Origin of the sequence: Altericista sp. CCNU0014 (genome assembly GCF_044923475.1) — a bacterium.
In the GTDB taxonomy this organism is placed as follows: domain Bacteria; phylum Cyanobacteriota; class Cyanobacteriia; order Thermosynechococcales; family Thermosynechococcaceae; genus JAAURS01.
On record NZ_CP137338.1, the window covers coordinates 3603304 to 3619547 of the forward strand.

Annotated in this window: 12 protein-coding genes; 6 read left to right on the forward strand and 6 right to left on the reverse strand. The window is 52.2% G+C overall.

Features of this window, described 5'->3' with window-relative positions; translation table 11 throughout:
• Positions 1-24: 24 nt before the first annotated feature.
• Entirely contained in the window at positions 25-1221 is a 1197-nt protein-coding gene (locus tag R6H26_RS17140; protein ID WP_404784047.1) for a hypothetical protein, read from the reverse strand.
• 151 nt (positions 1222-1372) lie between these two features.
• Here R6H26_RS17140 and glcD point away from each other — a divergent pair, with 151 nt between their 5' ends.
• From glcD to R6H26_RS17160, 4 genes are all read left to right on the forward strand, one after another.
• Entirely contained in the window at positions 1373-2842 is a 1470-nt protein-coding gene (glcD, locus tag R6H26_RS17145) for a glycolate oxidase subunit GlcD (RefSeq protein WP_404784048.1), read from the forward strand.
• 322 nt (positions 2843-3164) lie between these two features.
• The gene (locus R6H26_RS17150; RefSeq protein WP_404783412.1) at positions 3165-4451 is read left to right on the forward strand and encodes a transposase; all 1287 of its coding nucleotides are present in this window, start codon (positions 3165-3167) and stop codon (positions 4449-4451) included.
• A gap of 95 nt (positions 4452-4546) precedes the next feature.
• Positions 4547-5035, forward strand: a complete 489-nt coding sequence (locus R6H26_RS17155) for a DUF4365 domain-containing protein (protein ID WP_404784050.1) — start codon at positions 4547-4549, stop codon at positions 5033-5035.
• Positions 5032-6165: a hypothetical protein gene (locus R6H26_RS17160; RefSeq protein WP_404784052.1), complete on the forward strand. Its 1134-nt coding sequence runs from the start codon at positions 5032-5034 to the stop codon at positions 6163-6165. The genes R6H26_RS17155 and R6H26_RS17160 overlap by 4 nt, the downstream gene beginning before the upstream one ends.
• A gap of 34 nt (positions 6166-6199) precedes the next feature.
• Here the strand turns inward: R6H26_RS17160 and R6H26_RS17165 are convergent, their stop codons facing one another.
• The gene (locus tag R6H26_RS17165) at positions 6200-7021 is read right to left on the reverse strand and encodes an EI24 domain-containing protein (RefSeq protein WP_404784054.1); all 822 of its coding nucleotides are present in this window, start codon (positions 7019-7021) and stop codon (positions 6200-6202) included.
• A gap of 30 nt (positions 7022-7051) precedes the next feature.
• A complete protein-coding gene (locus R6H26_RS17170; RefSeq protein WP_404784055.1) occupies positions 7052-8311 on the reverse strand; it encodes an FIST N-terminal domain-containing protein in 1260 nt (419 codons plus the stop codon).
• Between the two features lie 229 nt (positions 8312-8540).
• On the opposite strand from R6H26_RS17170, the gene R6H26_RS17175 reads away from it, so the two are divergent.
• Positions 8541-9062 carry a Ycf51 family protein gene (locus R6H26_RS17175; RefSeq protein ID WP_404784056.1) on the forward strand — a complete coding sequence of 174 codons (522 nt, stop codon included), beginning with the start codon at positions 8541-8543 and terminating at the stop codon, positions 9060-9062.
• On the opposite strand, the gene R6H26_RS17180 is transcribed toward R6H26_RS17175, so the two are convergent.
• Positions 9059-11806, reverse strand: coding sequence for an FHA domain-containing protein (locus tag R6H26_RS17180; protein ID WP_404784057.1), 2748 nt, complete (start codon positions 11804-11806; stop codon positions 9059-9061). The genes R6H26_RS17175 and R6H26_RS17180 overlap by 4 nt on opposite strands.
• A 258-nt stretch (positions 11807-12064) precedes the next feature.
• On the opposite strand from R6H26_RS17180, the gene R6H26_RS17185 reads away from it, so the two are divergent.
• Positions 12065-14800, forward strand: a complete 2736-nt coding sequence (locus tag R6H26_RS17185; RefSeq protein ID WP_404784059.1) for an FHA domain-containing protein — start codon at positions 12065-12067, stop codon at positions 14798-14800.
• A gap of 38 nt (positions 14801-14838) precedes the next feature.
• On the opposite strand, the gene R6H26_RS17190 is transcribed toward R6H26_RS17185, so the two are convergent.
• Both R6H26_RS17190 and R6H26_RS17195 read right to left on the reverse strand, forming a co-directional pair.
• Complete coding sequence (locus tag R6H26_RS17190) at positions 14839-15237, reverse strand: gamma-glutamylcyclotransferase (RefSeq protein WP_404784060.1); 399 nt, start codon at positions 15235-15237, stop codon at positions 14839-14841.
• 2 nt (positions 15238-15239) lie between these two features.
• Positions 15240-16190 (reverse strand): adenylate/guanylate cyclase domain-containing protein, encoded by a 951-nt coding sequence (locus R6H26_RS17195; protein ID WP_404784062.1) that lies wholly within the window; start codon positions 16188-16190, stop codon positions 15240-15242.
• Positions 16191-16244: the final 54 nt, after the last annotated feature.

The window sequence follows — 16244 nt, forward strand, 5'->3', positions numbered from 1 at the left end:
CGATAAAAACAAATTCTGTTGTGATTAATGGCCGAAAGAAGGCTGCTTCGCAACGATTTTTAAAGCGCGCTGGAGCCGATCGCTCAAAATCTCCGCGTATTGTTTCATTTGCGCGTCTTGCTTCTTTAATGCCTGTCGCTTGAGGGTGTTGAGGCTGTTTTGGGCTGACAGAAGATGCTGGCGACAATCTTGAGGGTCCTTTGCTGCTCGAGCTTGCAGCACGGTTTCTAAAATCTGCGCTGTAAGGACAAAGGCATCCTGAAATTGCTGGGCTTCGCGTTGGCGGCGTTGGCGATCGGCTTGGCTCATCCAGTTGTGAAGCGTACCTGCCGCCAGCAGTCCGGCACCCAATACCGTTGCAATTCCAGCGGTTCCCGTGACTGCATGGGCGATCGCCGCTTTAGACGTTCCCAGGGCTACTAGCTTGGAACTCAAGGCCGTGATGCCCGACCCCGCCAGCAATCCCGTCGCCGAGCCGACGCCTACTGAGGCTGCTTTGATGAATAAATCTGCCTTCAAGCCTGCTTCCTGTAATTCCCGCTCTCTGAAGAGGTGGTGCTTCGCAAATACGCTGGCTAAAAATTCGTCTTTGCGAAGGGCGATCGCTTCGTCGAAGAGCTGCTGGCGCGCGCGCCGAAATTGTCGTTCTGTCGTGAGGGACGAATTGAGGCGATCGTCTAGAGGCTGCTTCAAGAATTGTGTTGTCGTAATATCGATGGATTCCAGCAGAGCATCTTTCATCGTACGGCGCGGGTCGGACATCCAGGCGCGCAGCGCCAGCAGCTTTTCTTTGCTCGTATCGAGGGCGTACATCAGCCAGCCCGTTTCTTCCTCTTCGCGATAGAGCGTCACGGCCTGACGGAGATTTTTCTCGGCTTCCCCCAGTCCGTAACGACAAAGTTCGAGGCGGTCTTGCTTTTCGTAGGTTTGCTTGCGCTTGTCAGCAGCATTCGACAGCAACCCCGCACTCAGCCCGACCCCCGCTGCGATGGGAATGAGAAAGGGCGCTTCTCGGTCTAGGGCGTAGACCGTTCCGCTGACGCCCACAACGCCCGCAAATACCCAAGCCGCTCCGTGTTGCTGCCATCGGTACCGATTCGGTTGTCGGGAGCGGTATAGCGCGATATCTAAGCGATCCTTCGCTAAGTTGCGTTCTAGCTCGGCTTCGGTCGCCTGCTGTTCGAGGGTGCGGACCAGTTGAGTTTGCTGCGGGTCAACCATGGGTTTGCGTCAAAAGTTCCCTACTTTTATTATGCCCTGATGCTTCAATCGGTCGCTGGCGCGCTACACCCATCCGCTGCACCGATACTAGCTGCACCTATACTAATGGAAGTACGCATGGAAGACGTCCCGAGTCCCTAGGTAAACTTTTATGATTGCAGCGACACCTCCCCGTCATTGGCAGCCGATCGTCCAGGCGCTAGAGGCCATTGTGGGTCGCAATGCTATCATCAGCAGTCGCGAAGAGCGCTCGGTCTACGAATGCGATGGGTTAGCCAGCTATCGAGAATTGCCTGGGCTGGTGGTGCTGCCCCAAACCACTGAAGAAGTGGTCGAAATCGTGAAGCTCTGCGATCGCCTTAACATCCCCTTCGTAGCGCGCGGGTCCGGCACGGGGTTGTCGGGGGGTGCCATGCCGACGGAAGATTGCCTGCTGATCGTAACGGCCCGCATGAACCGGATTTTAGAGGTAGATTTTGAAAACCAGCGGGCCGTCGTGCAGCCTGGGGTCATTAATGCTTGGGTGACGCAAGCGGCGAGTGCCGAAGGTTTTTACTATGCCCCGGACCCCTCCAGCCAAATTATTTGCTCCATTGGCGGCAACATTGCCGAAAACTCCGGCGGGGTTCACTGTCTCAAATACGGCGTGACCACCAACCACGTTTTGGGGATGAAAATGGTCTTGCCTGACGGCGAACTGATTGAGGTGGGCAGCAAAATTGCCGAAACCCCCGGCTACGACCTAACTGGTTTGTTTGTCGGCTCGGAAGGAACCCTCGGCATTGCGACAGAGATTACCCTCAACATCGTCAAGACGCCCGAAGTGGTGGAGGTTCTGTTGGCGGACTTTACCAGTATGGAGGCAGCGGGGGAAACGGTTGCGGACATTATTGCAGCGGGTATTATCCCCGCAGGCATGGAAATTATGGACAAACTCAGCATCAATGCCGTGGAGGATGTCGTGGCAACGAACTGCTACCCCAGAGATGCGGCAGCCATTTTGCTGGTCGAGCTCGACGGACTGGGTGTAGAAGTGAAGGCCAGCAGCGATCGCGTCCAAGCGCTCTGCCGCAAAAACGGCGCGCGCAATGTTATTGCCGCCAAGGATGCCGAGGAACGGCTCAGGTTTTGGAAAGGTCGAAAAGCTGCCTTTGCTGCGGCTGGCAAGCTCAGCCCCAATTACTTCGTCCAGGATGGGGTCATCCCTAGAACGCAGTTGGTCTCTGTTCTCAAAGAAATTCAAGCATTAAGCGATAAATTCGACTACCGCATTGCCAATGTCTTCCATGCGGGAGACGGTAACTTGCATCCGCTGATTTTGTACGATGAATCCATACCGGGAGCCTTTGAGAAGGTGGAAGAATTGGGCGGCGAAATCTTGAAGCTGTGCGTGAGGGCAGGGGGCAGCATTTCCGGCGAGCACGGCATTGGGGCGGACAAGCGCTGCTATATGCCAGAGATGTTTTCTGCGGCAGATTTGGACACCATGCAGTGGGTTCGCGCTGCTTTCAACCCTAAGGAATTAGCAAACCCCGGCAAAGTCTTCCCCACCCCGCGCACTTGTGGGGAAGCGGCCCACGCCCACCACCACGGAACGATGGAAGGGGTAGATCTCTTTTGACGCAAACCTTAAAGCGTCAAGATAAACTGTCGTACTGCATAAATTGGCAATGGCTACACATGAAGATCTCTCTAGCTCTTTCAGAGTGGCTCCGCCAAGAATAAGGAGGAACTTCAGGCTTTAGCGTTTTTGAGGCTATAACTAACAAGATTTTTCAAATGCCCATTGAAGACGTTGGGAGCTTGAAGAAGATAAGAGAAAAGTAAAGAACAAAAAAAATCCGCTAAAGAATAATTGAACAGTGCGTTAGTGTCCTGAGTTTTTCGCCATAGAGGCCAAAGCGTGAAAAGGTCTGAGGATAAGAGATTCAGGCCAACAGAGAATGGATATCGTCACACGCAAAGCCCAAATACTGCGGGTTCAAACCCAAAATCCATATCCAGAGTTGAACGAAGTCCTACAGGAAAAACTGAATACAGAGGTTCTGGGGGTTACGCAAAGCGTCTTAGAAGCAGCTCTGTGCGAAGAATTACAAGAGCATCTCAATCAGCTTGCGGGAGAACGACCTCGTCGGTCTGGCTACTTCAAGCGAGTCCTTGATAGCGAATACGGGCGCATCGAATCCTTGTCGGTACCCAAGCTGCGCCATGGGAACAGAGACCGAGACTGGCAAATCTTGGGGCGCTATCAACGGGGCCTTGGCAGTCTATTAAACTTTTGTCTAAGTCTGTATGTCATGGGCCTGTCCTTGCGAGACTTGCAAGAAGCGCTCTATCCATTACTCGGGGCTGTATTATCGGTCAATGCCATCAACCGAATCACAGAAGCCGCTCAACAGCAGATGAATCAACGGCGCACGGCAAAAATTACCACTGCTGTACCCATTTTGCTTGTCGATGGTGTTTGGGTGAGAATTCAATATGCAAGCGGGGAAACCTTTGAAGACCAAGCTGGACATGTGCGCGCCTTGCGTCAAGCCGAAGAACGGGTTGTTTTAGTGGCAATGGCCATTTATCCAGATGGCACTCGTGAAATCTTGCACTATGAGATTGCCGAGAGTGAATCTCAATTCGCCTGGGAGTCTTTTTTCAAGGGTTTACAGGAGCGTGGATTGAAGCTTGATGGGGTTGAGGTTGTCGTCAGTGATGGGACCAATGGATTGCCCGCTGTGCTCAAAGCCTGGGTACCTCAGGCCCAGCATCAACTGTGCATCACTCATAAAATCAGGGCAATGCTGCGTCATCTGGGCTATGAGAATTTATCCATCCAAGATGCGCAAGGTCAGACCCTAGACCTTCCAGAAGCAAAGAAGCTTCGCTATACCCAGATTAAGACTGACGCCTATGACATCTATAAAACCGATGATTGGATGGAAGCCATTGAGCGATTGGTGGTCTTTGTCGAGACTTGGCAGTCTGTTGAACCTAATGCCATCCGCTCCTTTTTGAGAGATATTGTTTTGACCTTTAATTTCTATGATTTGAACCCATCCTTATATCCACTCGTCCGAACCACTAATGCGCTCGAACGATTGTTTCGAGAGTTTAGGAACAAGTCCGATGAAATTGGTGCGTTCCCCAATGAAGACAGTTGTTTGACCATTTTCTTCTTGGTCTTACAGCGTGACCATACCAAGCATGACCGTCTCAAATCTGTGGCGAAAAACTAGGGACACTAACGAACAGTGCTATCCTAAGTGACCATGGATTCACGATCATGTCACATTATATGCAACATTTATTCATGCATAGCTGTTGTTGAGCGATGCATATTACACAACAACAAGAACAATTTAGCAAAGCATACCTCCGTGCCATTTCAGCTATCGCAGGATGTACTTTAGCTGAGCCAGAAGTAGACGACGATAGTATTGATATTACACTGTCGAGCAAGCGATTCCCTAGAAAACCAAAGTTGGATATACAGCTAAAGTGTCATATGCGGGACACTTGCATTGACAAATCTGGCTTGAGGTATGGTCTAAAAAGGAAAAACTATGATGACCTAAGGGCAACCGATGTTCTTGTACCGCGTCTTCTTATGGTAGTCGTGGTGCCAAAGGCCATTGAGAATTGGTTGTCTCAATCTGACAACGAAGCTATGATAAGATACTGCGCTTATTGGGCTTCATTAAGAGGGCTACCAGACAAAGATCAAGGCGAAATAACTGTGTTTATGCCTCAGGCAAACCGAGTGACTTCAGAAAGCCTTAACGAACTGATGCAAAAGATTGCATTAGGAGACGAGCCATGAAAGCTTTTATCCAGGATTCCGAAACTCTCAGGAGTCTAGACCCTAACCAGATTCTTGTATATTTACAAGAAAAAGGTTGGGAACAAGATGATTATATCGAAGACAAAGCATCCATGTGGACGCTAAAAGAAAACGGTTCTGAAATTGCAGAGATTTTACTGCCTGCACATTCACGTTTTAGAGACTTCCCGCTTCGGATAAGTGAAATTCTAGAGACTCTAGAGGAAGTAGAAAAAAGATCGCAAATTGAAATTTTTAATAATTTAGTGAATTCACTTTCTGATGTCATAAGAATCAAATTGAATCATCAAGAATTTCATAATGGAACGGTTCCACTCAATAATGGTTACAATTTAATTCGATATGCCAGGGAAATGATGTTGTCAGCAGCTTGCTCAACTGTAGATTCTAGAAGGCATTTCGAAAAAAAGAAACCGTCAGAAGCCAATGAATATCTCAGAAAAGCGAGATTTGGACAAACTGAGAAAGGGAGCTTTATCTTAACTATTATCTCTCCTATTTCTTCAGAAGTAATAGGACATTTCTCTGGCGATCCATTTGAAAGAAAAGTTATAAAAACTCTTTTTAATTCGTTAGAGCTTGCCAAGGAAGCTGCTCAAAGTATTGATGTTTCGAGAATTGATTTTGAATTACCCTCTAACTATATTGAAGAAGGTATCAGCTCTAACTTGTGTGATGCTCTTGTAGGTATATATCAAAGCGGAAAGAGAGAAGATATTCATATAAAACTTGATAGTTCTCCTGCGATTTCTATGCCAGACAGCATTTCTACTAGTATAAATTTTCCTTCTAAATTGATGCCTGCTATTCACAGAATAGGGAAGCGCCTCAAGGCGAATATAACCCCTGATTTTCAGGTTATAGGCGAAGTTATTAAACTAGAAAGACAAAATAGAGAACAAACTGGGCAAGTGACTCTATTTGGAAATCTAGGTAAGCAAATAAAAAAAATCAAGGTTCAACTTTCTGATGAAGATTATGCCATTGCCGCAAAAGCTCATCAAGATAGAGTTTTTGTAAGTTGTTTTGGCTCTCTCATAAAAGAGGGACAAATCTATTCACTTACTAACCCTAAAGATTTTTCAATAGTAAATAAAGTAGAAGAGTGAATCAAGTGTCGTTGAAATTGCAGGTTTAACAACCTTAATTTTGGGCTGATGCAGATGGCGTTTGCTGTTTGAAATGCTTCGGCCAAATGCGATCGCAGAAAAACAGCGTACCCGATGCAACGCAGAGGGGCACTGTAATGAGATTCAGCAGCGGAATGCTGACCAAAAAAAGCGAGACCAAGCCAAAGCTAGCGGTGGCGGGAAGCGTCCCGTAAATTAACCCTAGCTTTTGACGAAACTTCAAGCGGCGGCGTTCGAGGGGAGAATCTAAAAAATCGAGGCAGACCAGCGTCGAACCCAAGGAGAATCCACCGATCGTGGCGATCGTCGAACCCAGCCCTGGCAGCGTATTGACGATAAAGCAAGTTCCCCCAACCACCAGCAAGAGCAGGAGCTTTTTGAGTTCGAACAGCACCGCCCGCCGAACTTCCTGGATCGGTCCGATTTCAACGATCTCCATCTGCTGGGTTTTGAACTGCTCGATCTTTTCCGAGAGCTTGCCATACCACGGCGCGCCCAGCAGCGTCCCAAACTGGGCCAGCAGCAGCCCGATGAGCAAAAATAGCCCCAGACTCAGCGCGATCCGAAACACCCAGCCCAGCCCAGCCCCAACTTCATCTAAAAAGCCCAGCCAAGGCGGCAATGTCCCCTCCCACTGAGCCAAAAAGGCATTGAAATCGCTGAGTTCGGTGTTAATCCACTGCCAGCTTGGAGCAAAGATGCCCAGGTATAGCCCTATCCCAAGCACGACATTTAGCAAGAGCGGAAAAAAGAGGTACGTCAAAAAGGCTGGCTTGCGCAGAAATAGTGCCAGCGCGCGAAAAGGATAGGTTCCGCCCGCAATCAGTCCCGTCATAGGTAATAATATTGGCCCGTTTGCAATGGCTTAGGATCGATTTTCGGCAAGGGGCCGAAACAATGCAAAGACGGCGGTGTACCCGTGGAGGAAGGTGGCGCTACCGATCGGTCCAATCTCTCCCTGACAGAAAAAACCGCCGATGGGTGTCTCGCCCACGTACTGACGAAACAGTTGAGTATCGAAATTAGGGCGGTTGTAAAATCGTTCGCCTCGACCCAAACAATCGAATAGCAGCGCTCCCGCAGGCGACGGGTTTCGCTCGTTTTTTTCTTGATAGTCGATCAGCAGCATTTCCAAATCTTCGGCAGAGGCATCCGCGTCGCGCAGGTGGAACTGAACCCGCTGTCCTGGCCGGATGCGATCGCCAATGGCAATCGCCCCAATTCGGGGATCTACTCCAATCAGATTCCGAATCAAAAAATCGCCCGTCTCTACATTCGCCTTAAACGCATCGCGGACGATCCCGATCGAGAGGGCATTTTGAGCCTTCGTCCGATCTTCTTCGTCCAGGGTATCTAGGGCGCGATGCAGGGCTTCAAGGGCCGTTTGCGCTTTAGTATCCACTGCTGCCGTCTCCCAGCGTTCGCCTTCCGGGTTCGCTTCGACCCGCAGCAACACGTGTCTGTCCGCCTCTGCCACCCGCAGCAGCGGGCCAACCGGACGACAGCCCTGGGCCACAATGGTCTCGACCGAAATATTGCCGCTGAGCGCGACGCCAATCGTCCCTTCCCGCAGCAATCGCCCTTTACAAAACAGGCCGCTCCCCCCCAGAGCCGAGACACCAGCGGTCAGCCCGCCCACTTTAACTGACTGAGGATAAGCGTAGTCTAGACCCTGAAGCAAGTCGTTGATGCGGGCGCTCATCGAATCGCCCAGCAAAATAAAATGCGGGTTGTCTGCCGGATCGACCCCAAGTAGATTGACCCATCGGTCGGGAGAGCTGTCTAAATCGGGAAGTTCCTCTGGACGCAGGTGAAAGGGATGGACCTGCACGTCCGGTAGGGCGGCCAACGTGAGGGCGATAGCGGGTTCGTCTTCAATTTCCAAAGGGCGTCCCGAGGCCGATTGCGCGATCGCGCCGCCGCACCCGCAGCCTAAAATAGGAACGGATCCGAGTCGCGCTTGCAGCAGCGGCATTAACCGCGAGTACTCGCTGGCAAAGGCTTCAGAGATGAACACTAAGGCCAAGTCAGCCGCCTGGCCCAAGGCCGTTTGGGCCTTGTCTGCCACTTCAGTGACTGCTGCCTCTAGAGAGGGACGAGTTGAGAGCGCACTAGTCCACTTCATCGAGCCTCCTTCCGCCAATACTGCTGGGTGAATCCCATCGATCGAACCTATTGTGCCTATTGTGACACTCTAGCCCCTAAAATGCAGCATTGGTAACAGTCCTCTATGGGTCGATCGCTGCGGGTTCGCGATCGAGCGAGCGATTTCGTTTGCCCGTTGCAGCCTGAAACGCACTAGAGTGAATGATAGTTGCCAGAATCTGGATTTGGATCTACTGAGGAGACTTTGAATGCCCACGCCTGACGATTTTTTGACCTATACCCAATGGAGCGGCATTGCGACGTTGGCCCTTGCGGGACTGACAGCACTGGCCTTTGCGATCGGTTGGGGCTTCCGCTTTCGGCTGGTGGGCGCGACGGGGTTCGTGGGGGTGTTGACGGTGGGCCTGCTTTCCCTCAGTTTTGTGCCGCTGACGCAGACTGTTATTCCCAATGCAACCAAGTATTCTTTGGTCTACGATACGGGCGCTGCCGAAGTGGTGATTGCAGTCGCACCGGACATTACGCGGCCCCAGCTCGAGGCGACATTAGAGCAGGCTGCTGTCAATCTCTTTTCTCCAGGGCGGCTCGGTCGCGGTAAAGCGCAGCTTACCGTCAGGGCCAGAACGGTCATTCATCCTGAGGAGGGCGTTTCCGTGCCGCTGTATTTAGGAGAAGCGCGGCGATCGCTCTCTACCCGCGATGACAAAAACCTCGAAGTATCATTGTTCGAGCAAAATCTGGCGCTGCTGCCCCAGCTAGCAGCAAGCTAAATAAAATCCTTAACCTTTTGCACGGCTACCGTTAGCGCCAGCATTGCGATCACAAAAAAGGCAAAGGTCGTGAGATGGGACGCGACATTCACGTTATACGCCTGACCGAATTTTTCGTAAAGGCCGTTAATATTTCCCTCCGCTTCGCTGATGGCCCGATTGTATTTGAGGTTCCAATCTTTATAGACCTCATTCCAGACCTCCATTTTGTCTTGGTAAGTCGCAATCTTTTTTTGATAGGCCAACTGCTCTTCCAAGGAAGCGTTGCTAGACAACTTCGGCTCGTCGGGCTTCTTCGGTTCGGCTTGGTCGATCTCGGGGACGTAGAATTTACCGATTCCTGCAAAATTACAGGTCTTGAAGACGTTTTTGCCCATGCATTTGCAGTCTTTTTTATCTTCATTTTTGAGGTCTTTGCGCTGTTCTGGCGGCAGCTGCCAGCATTTATCGGTCGCCACATCCTTGCCGAATCCGGTCAGCGTCACCAAGGTTTCAAAAGGCCACTTGGTGAGAGCCAGGGTGTTCAGCACTTTCCCCGGCGGGCCGAAGGTTTCGATGGGCAAGACGCCACCGCCGAACAAAATCTGCGGGATCAGCAGCAGCAGCACGATCATGGGCGCAACGCTCTGGTTGGGCGAAATGGCCGAACCCAAGAGTCCCATCATCATGCCGCCGAGGGTGGCTAGCAGCAGGGTCAAAAACATCCCACCCAAAAACTCGGGGGTGCGGGGCAATTCCACGGCTAAGGACTTAAACAGCACGAAGATAACGGCCTGATAAATCGACAGCAGCAGCGCCACCCACACCTTAGACAGCACGTAGGGCGCAATGCGGATGCCAATCATGCGCTCTCGCTTAAAGATGTCGATTTCTTTGACGATCTCGCGCATGGTGGCCAAGCTGCCCACCATAATGGCAATCAAAATGGAGGTGAACAGCATCGAAACCGTGAGGCTGGGGTTCCCGGTTTTGACGTTCAGAATGGTTCTGGGCCAAGCGGAAAAGTCGAGCAATCCCAACAGGGGCGCGACGGCCAGCATCAGAATCAGGCTAATGCGATCGCGAGCTAATATGGCTAAATTCCGCTGGGAGAGCACCAAAAACTGCCGAAAGCTGGAAGCGCGCTTGATATGCGCGCCAGACTTGACCAAGCGTTCTCGTTTTTTCGTCCCGCGTCCGTCTTCTGCCACCTTCAGCGTCTGCTGGCGACCTGCAATGTACTTGTGGAAGTAGGGCGACTGGAGATACTGGGCCTGCCATTCCTCCGGCGATCGCTCGTTTTCGACTTTCCGGTAAATTTCGTTAAAGCGCTGGACGCCAAAATACTTCAGCGCGTCCTGGGGCGGCCCAAAAAAGGCTAGATTGCCGCCCCGCGCCATAAAGACCACCTGATCGCACAGCATCACGTTTTCCGTGGCGTGGGTAATCAGCAGAATGGTGCGACCCTGGTCGGCCAGCTCACGCAGGAGCTGCATGAGTTCGCTTTCCATGCCGGGGTCTAGCCCCGAAGTGGCTTCGTCCAAGAAGAACAAACTGGGCTTGGTCAGCAGCTCTACCCCGATCGAAACCCGCTTGAGCTGACCGCCGCTCAGGGATTTGATGGGGACATCGCGACGCTGGATCAGCATGAGTTCCCGCATCACCTCTTCGACCCGTTGGTGGCGTTCGGCGGGGGTGGTATCGACGGGCATTCGCAGCTTGGCCGCAAACTGGAGCGCGTCTTCGACGGTTAGCTCCATGTGAACGATGTCCTTTTGAGGGACGTAGCCAATTTCAGTCCGGTAGGCGTTGAAGTTTTTGTACAGGTCGATACCGTTGATATAAACGTTGCCGCTGGTGGCGGGACGAAACCCGTTGAGGGCATCTAGAAGCGTAGACTTGCCGCCGCCGCTGACCCCGGCGATCGCCACAAACTCGCGCGGCTGGATCGACAGAGAAATCCCGTTGAGGAGATTGAGTCCCTTGGCAACCACCTTATTGAGGTCGATCGCATCGATGCGAAGATTCCCTTCCTCGTTGGTTTTGATGAGGGTTTCGTCTACGTTAAACACGAGCTGAGCGGGACCGATGCGGATCGTATCTCCCACCTTCAGGGCATGACTGCCTGAAATCAGCTCGCCATTGAGGAAGGTCCCGTTCGTGGAATTGAGATCGTAGAGGGTATAGTTCCCCTGCTCCAGCTTGATTTGGCTGTGAAACCGCGACGCTGCGGGGTGGTCGATGACCATATCGTTGGTGGGGTCGCGCCCGATGTTGAGGAGGTCTCTTCCCCGCAGGTTCATGCGCTGGGACGTCCCTACGTCTCGATCGGGCAGCGCGTCGAAGGGTAAAACGGTCGTTTTTTCGGCAGGCGGTAGATTGGGCGACAGTGGTGGAGCTTCGGGGCCGGATACCGGGTACCCAGGCGCCTTTGGATGCGTCGCGATCGCCTCCGTTGCCTTAAAGGTAAACTGACAGACAGACCCGATTGAAATCCGATCGCCATCCCTGAGAGCGTGCGGCGTATAAGCCTGAATGCGCTGGTCGTTGAGATACGTGCCGTCGGAGCTGCCGACGTCTGTTAGAAGGTACGTTCCGCTCCCTAAAGCAATTTGAGCGTGGTGCCTCGAAACCGTCAGGTCGTCACTCAAGCACAGCAGGTTATCCGGGGCGCGACCAATGGTTACAATCGTCTCGTTGAGCCATAAATCTTGAAAAAACTGACCATCGCTGTGAATGACGAGCTTGGCGTTGGTTTGGGCCATTGGGGTCTCGGTACCTTTAACACGATCGTTTTGACCCCTAAACAGGAGTGTTTGGGGGGATTCGTTGAGTTTATCTTGACAGAAGTGCGCCTAAATGGGCACTGAGCTATTCTTGCACCTTCAGGCGGTCCTTAAAACTATAGGGTTGAAGGGAAAAGCGGTAAAAATCTTTACAGCAGTCCGGCAAAGATCGGCAAACAGTGTTTAATGGGTTTAACCTCGACCTCTTCCTGTCTTTGAGACTCTTTGAGACGTTTAATGACGGCCAGCCTTGCCCGACTGCAAATTCTGACGGACTCCGGCTCCGATCGGCGTCAAATCCCGCTCCACCCTCACACTATTACTTTAGGTCGCGGCTATGATAATCACTTGGCGATCAACGAAACAACCGTATCGCGCTATCACGCTCGGATCGATCGGGGAGAGCAGGGCTACACCATCACCGACCTCGGCAGCGCGAATGGCACTCTGGTCAACGATCGCAAAATTGCGGCCCAAGTGGCAATCCCCCTCAACCACGGCGATCGTATCGAGATTGGCGCGCTCAAGGTTTCCTTTTTAGTCAGCGAAACCGCTCCCATCGAAGACTCCACGGCCCAGCGCACTATCTTAGCGCCTGGGGATATGGGTCCTGCGATCGAGTTGGGAGTCCCCCCCGAAACCCTATCTCTGCGGGGCCGCGATGCGTTTACCATCGGTCGCGATCCCAAAAACGACTTAGCGATCCCGCACCCCGTTGTTTCCCGCTTTCATGTCAGGCTCGATCGACGGGATGGCAAATTTGTCATTACCGATCTCAACTCCAGCAACGGCACTTACGTCAACGGCAAAGCCGTCCGCGGATCGGTGGCCCTTCGCGCCAGCGATACCATCCAGGTCGGGTCGTGCAGCTTCGTCCTGAACCTCAACGAAACTCTAACGCAGAATTTTGAAGAAGGGAATCTGCGGCTCGATGGGATTCACCTCAGCAAGATTGTCGGCAAAAACGTAACGCTCCTCAACGATGTTTCCCTGTCCGTTTTGCCGAGGGAATTCGTGGCACTGTTAGGCTCCAGCGGTAGCGGTAAATCCACATTGCTGGATGCCCTCAACGGGCTCAGACCCGCCACCAGCGGCAAGGTGCTGGTCAACGGGACAAATCTGTATAAAAACTTCCAGGCTTTTGCCACGCAGATGGGCTACGTGCCCCAGCAAAACATCATCCACACCGATTTGACCGTAGCGCAGGCCATGTCTTTTGCCGCCCAGATGCGGATGCCATCGGATACAACGCTCGCCGAACGCCAACAGCGGATCTACGAGGTTCTAGAGGATATCGGATTATCTCATCGACGCGAGGTGCAAATTAAGCTCCTCAGTGGCGGTCAACAGCGGCGCGTTTCGATTGGCGTAGAACTGCTCAATCGGCCCAGTTTATTCTTCTTGGACGAAGCCACTTCGGGGCTGGACCCCGGTACTGAAGCGGACATGATGGTTCTGCTGCGACAGCTTGCCGACCAGGGCCGCACCATATTGCTCATCACCCACGCCACGCAAAATATTCGACAGTGCGATCTGGTCCTGTACTTGGCCGAGGGAGGCCGCATTGCCTACTATGGGCCGCTAGACAAAATTCTAGAATACTTCCGCAACGCGTTCCCCCGCGAATGCGAAGGATTTGGGCTAGATGATTTTTCTGGAATCTATCGCTTCCTGGACCCCGAGAAAAACTCTCAGGCTCCCTCTCCAGAGCGATTGGAACGGCAGTTTCGCGACTCCCCTTTGTACCAACAGTACGTCATCGAACGCCAGCGCGAAGTGCAGCCCAACGATGCGGAACGCTCGACGAAGGTGCGTCCCAAAATGACCAGGGCCAAGGTCCAAAACCGCATTTCGGGCTGGCGACAGTTTCGGATTCTGTCTGCGCGGAATTTGGCAGTCTTGGCCAAGGATAAAGCGACATTGGCGCTGATGTTTGCGATCGCCCCTCTTCTGGGCATGTTGGACTTTATCACCTGGAAGTCCGACCTCTTCAGCGTCAAAAATGGCAGCGCCACCCAGTCCGTCACGATGCTATTTGTGAGCGCCCTGATTGCGGTGATGATCGGCGAAATTACGACCATGAACGAACTGGTCAAGGAAGACGAGATCTACCGTCGCGAGCGGCTGTACGGCTTAAAAGTCACCCCCTACATTTTGTCGAAGGTCTGGATTGCTTTTTTGTTCTCGGTGTATCAGGGGGCGGCGTACCTGCTGGTCAAGCTCATCGCAGTTCGGTTTCCGGGGGGTTGGGAGGTCTTGCTCAATTTCTACCTCGACTTCACCATCGCAATTATGGCAGGGGCCATGTTGGGGCTTCTGGTCTCGGCGATCGCCCCCAACCAAAGCATGGCGCCTTTGCTCATGATTATGGTGCTCGTGCCCCAGATTATCTTTAGCGGCGGCATCCAGCCCGCCAGCAACTTCGGGCCACCAGGGCAGCTCTTAAATCGCGTCAATGTCATTAAATGGCCCTTTGAACTGTTAGTAACGCATTCTGGCCTGGGGCAAGACGTGGCCAAAGATCCCTGTCTCAAAAAGACCGATGCAGAGCGCGAAAAATTGACAGACGCGGAGCTAAAGCAATGCCAGTGTTTTGGTCCGAATGTCTTTAAGGGCTGTCGCTTCCCTGGCATTTTAACGAAGTACGTTCCTGAAATCGACCAGCCCGAACCCGTGCAGCCCAAGCTGGCAAAGCAACCGAGCGATCCCTCTCCCGAGGCTCAGCTTGCCTATCAAAAAGAGGCTGCCGCGTTTCAGGACACCCTTAAAACCTGGCAAGCAGACTATCAAAACTGGCGGCAAAAGCGCCAAAAGGCCATCAGCGAAGCGGAGGGAATTATTACCAAAACCTACGATGAGTTGGGCTACTTGTTTGACATCAAGCCGCTTGCTCATTTCTGCGTTCAGGGGCTGCTTATTTTAAGTATCTTAATAGCACTGCCTTTTGTTCAAAAACGTAAGGATGTGGCATGAAAAAATTGGCATGAAAAAATAAAGAGCCAGTTGTTTCTTCAAAACTCAAGATGCCACACGCCACTGGCAATCCATTTCCCGTCATACTCCTGAATCTTTTGAGGCGTCATAAAGTAGGCCCAAGCAAAACCCAGCGATCGCCCGTCCTGCCCAAACACTTCCGCTTCCCGCCGCTGATACTCATTGTGCGCTTCAGGTCGCTGAGGCTGATAGTCTTCTAGGCGGTCTAGAGCGAGCAACGCGGATTCGTCGGCAAATTGCAGCAAATAGCCCTGTACCCAAGCGTCACCGGACGTCATCCCCGGATATCCGAGGGAAAGGTGAAAAAGTCGACCCCGAACTTGGGCGGGCAGGGCCTGGAGAATGCGATCGCCGCAATAGCGATCGTAATTTACCTGTCCGGGTTTCAGCGTGCCGTAGACAAATACCCTCAGCATTGCTACTCGTCTGCCATACCCGCATCCACTGCTTTGAGGGTCGGGACGCTGCCGATCTCAAACGTAATAACATCGGGGTGATCGGAGTACCTCAGTTCCCCCAATCCAATCCAGCCTTCATGTTGCAAGACGTACTCTTCGCGGTGGATAAAGGCTTGGCTCCGATCCTTTGCCACAATAAACGTCCCGTTTGTGCTTTGGTCGACGAGCACGAACTTTCCTTTGCGGAAAATAATTTGAACGTGGTGCCGAGAAGTGTAGTCATCGCAAATGACCAAATTGTTATCGGCATTGCGGCCAATGGTAAAGCCGCTCTGCTCGGGTCTGAGCTGTACGACGCGATCGTGGTGTTTGAGTTGGAGAACGCTGGTATGGGTGGAAGTCTCCGCCAAGTACGTTCTGGCCGTGGTCAGTTCTCGCCGCTCCCAAATAATTTGATAGAGACTGATGCGTCCGGTTTGTCCGGGACTGGGAATGCGTTCCATCAACCGCGTCTGGGCCTGAAGCGCAGACGATAGCGCCTGAACGGTTTCTTGGCTAGTAATAATTTGACCGGATTTCGCAAAAGCCACCATCCGCGCGGCGGCATTGACCGTAGTCCCAAAAATATCTTCATTTTCGGTAATGATCGGACCGAAGTTTAAGCCGATCCTGAGTCCTAACTGAAGATCGTTGGCAGCGGCATATTGCGTAATATCTTCTTGCATGTGACAAGCAGCCTGAACCGTCTTATCCGCGTAGGGGAAAAGCGCCATAATCTCATCGCCAATCACCTTGATCGTTTGACCTTGGTGCTGCTGTACGATCGCGGTAAGGCGCGTGAGACAGCTTTCTACGATGGTTTTGGCAGCCTCATCGCCCAACACTTCATAGAGCCTAGAGCTGCGGCTGATGTCAGCAAAAAGAACGGTTTGGAACAAGCTCATAGCCAGATGACGCGCGTACGCTGGCAAACGTTAGCTCCCATAAGTCTATATCGCCATTGGAAATGGGGGCCACTTTTTCGG

Coding starts and splice junctions, on each gene's coding strand:
- R6H26_RS17140 (WP_404784047.1), bottom strand. CDS start 1,221: ATGGTTGACCCGCAGCAAACTCAACTGGTCCGCACCCTCGAACAGCAG.
- glcD (WP_404784048.1), top strand. CDS start 1,373: ATGATTGCAGCGACACCTCCCCGTCATTGGCAGCCGATCGTCCAGGCG.
- R6H26_RS17150 (WP_404783412.1), top strand. CDS start 3,165: ATGGATATCGTCACACGCAAAGCCCAAATACTGCGGGTTCAAACCCAA.
- R6H26_RS17155 (WP_404784050.1), top strand. CDS start 4,547: ATGCATATTACACAACAACAAGAACAATTTAGCAAAGCATACCTCCGT.
- R6H26_RS17160 (WP_404784052.1), top strand. CDS start 5,032: ATGAAAGCTTTTATCCAGGATTCCGAAACTCTCAGGAGTCTAGACCCT.
- R6H26_RS17165 (WP_404784054.1), bottom strand. CDS start 7,021: ATGACGGGACTGATTGCGGGCGGAACCTATCCTTTTCGCGCGCTGGCA.
- R6H26_RS17170 (WP_404784055.1), bottom strand. CDS start 8,311: ATGAAGTGGACTAGTGCGCTCTCAACTCGTCCCTCTCTAGAGGCAGCA.
- R6H26_RS17175 (WP_404784056.1), top strand. CDS start 8,541: ATGCCCACGCCTGACGATTTTTTGACCTATACCCAATGGAGCGGCATT.
- R6H26_RS17180 (WP_404784057.1), bottom strand. CDS start 11,806: ATGGCCCAAACCAACGCCAAGCTCGTCATTCACAGCGATGGTCAGTTT.
- R6H26_RS17185 (WP_404784059.1), top strand. CDS start 12,065: ATGACGGCCAGCCTTGCCCGACTGCAAATTCTGACGGACTCCGGCTCC.
- R6H26_RS17190 (WP_404784060.1), bottom strand. CDS start 15,237: ATGCTGAGGGTATTTGTCTACGGCACGCTGAAACCCGGACAGGTAAAT.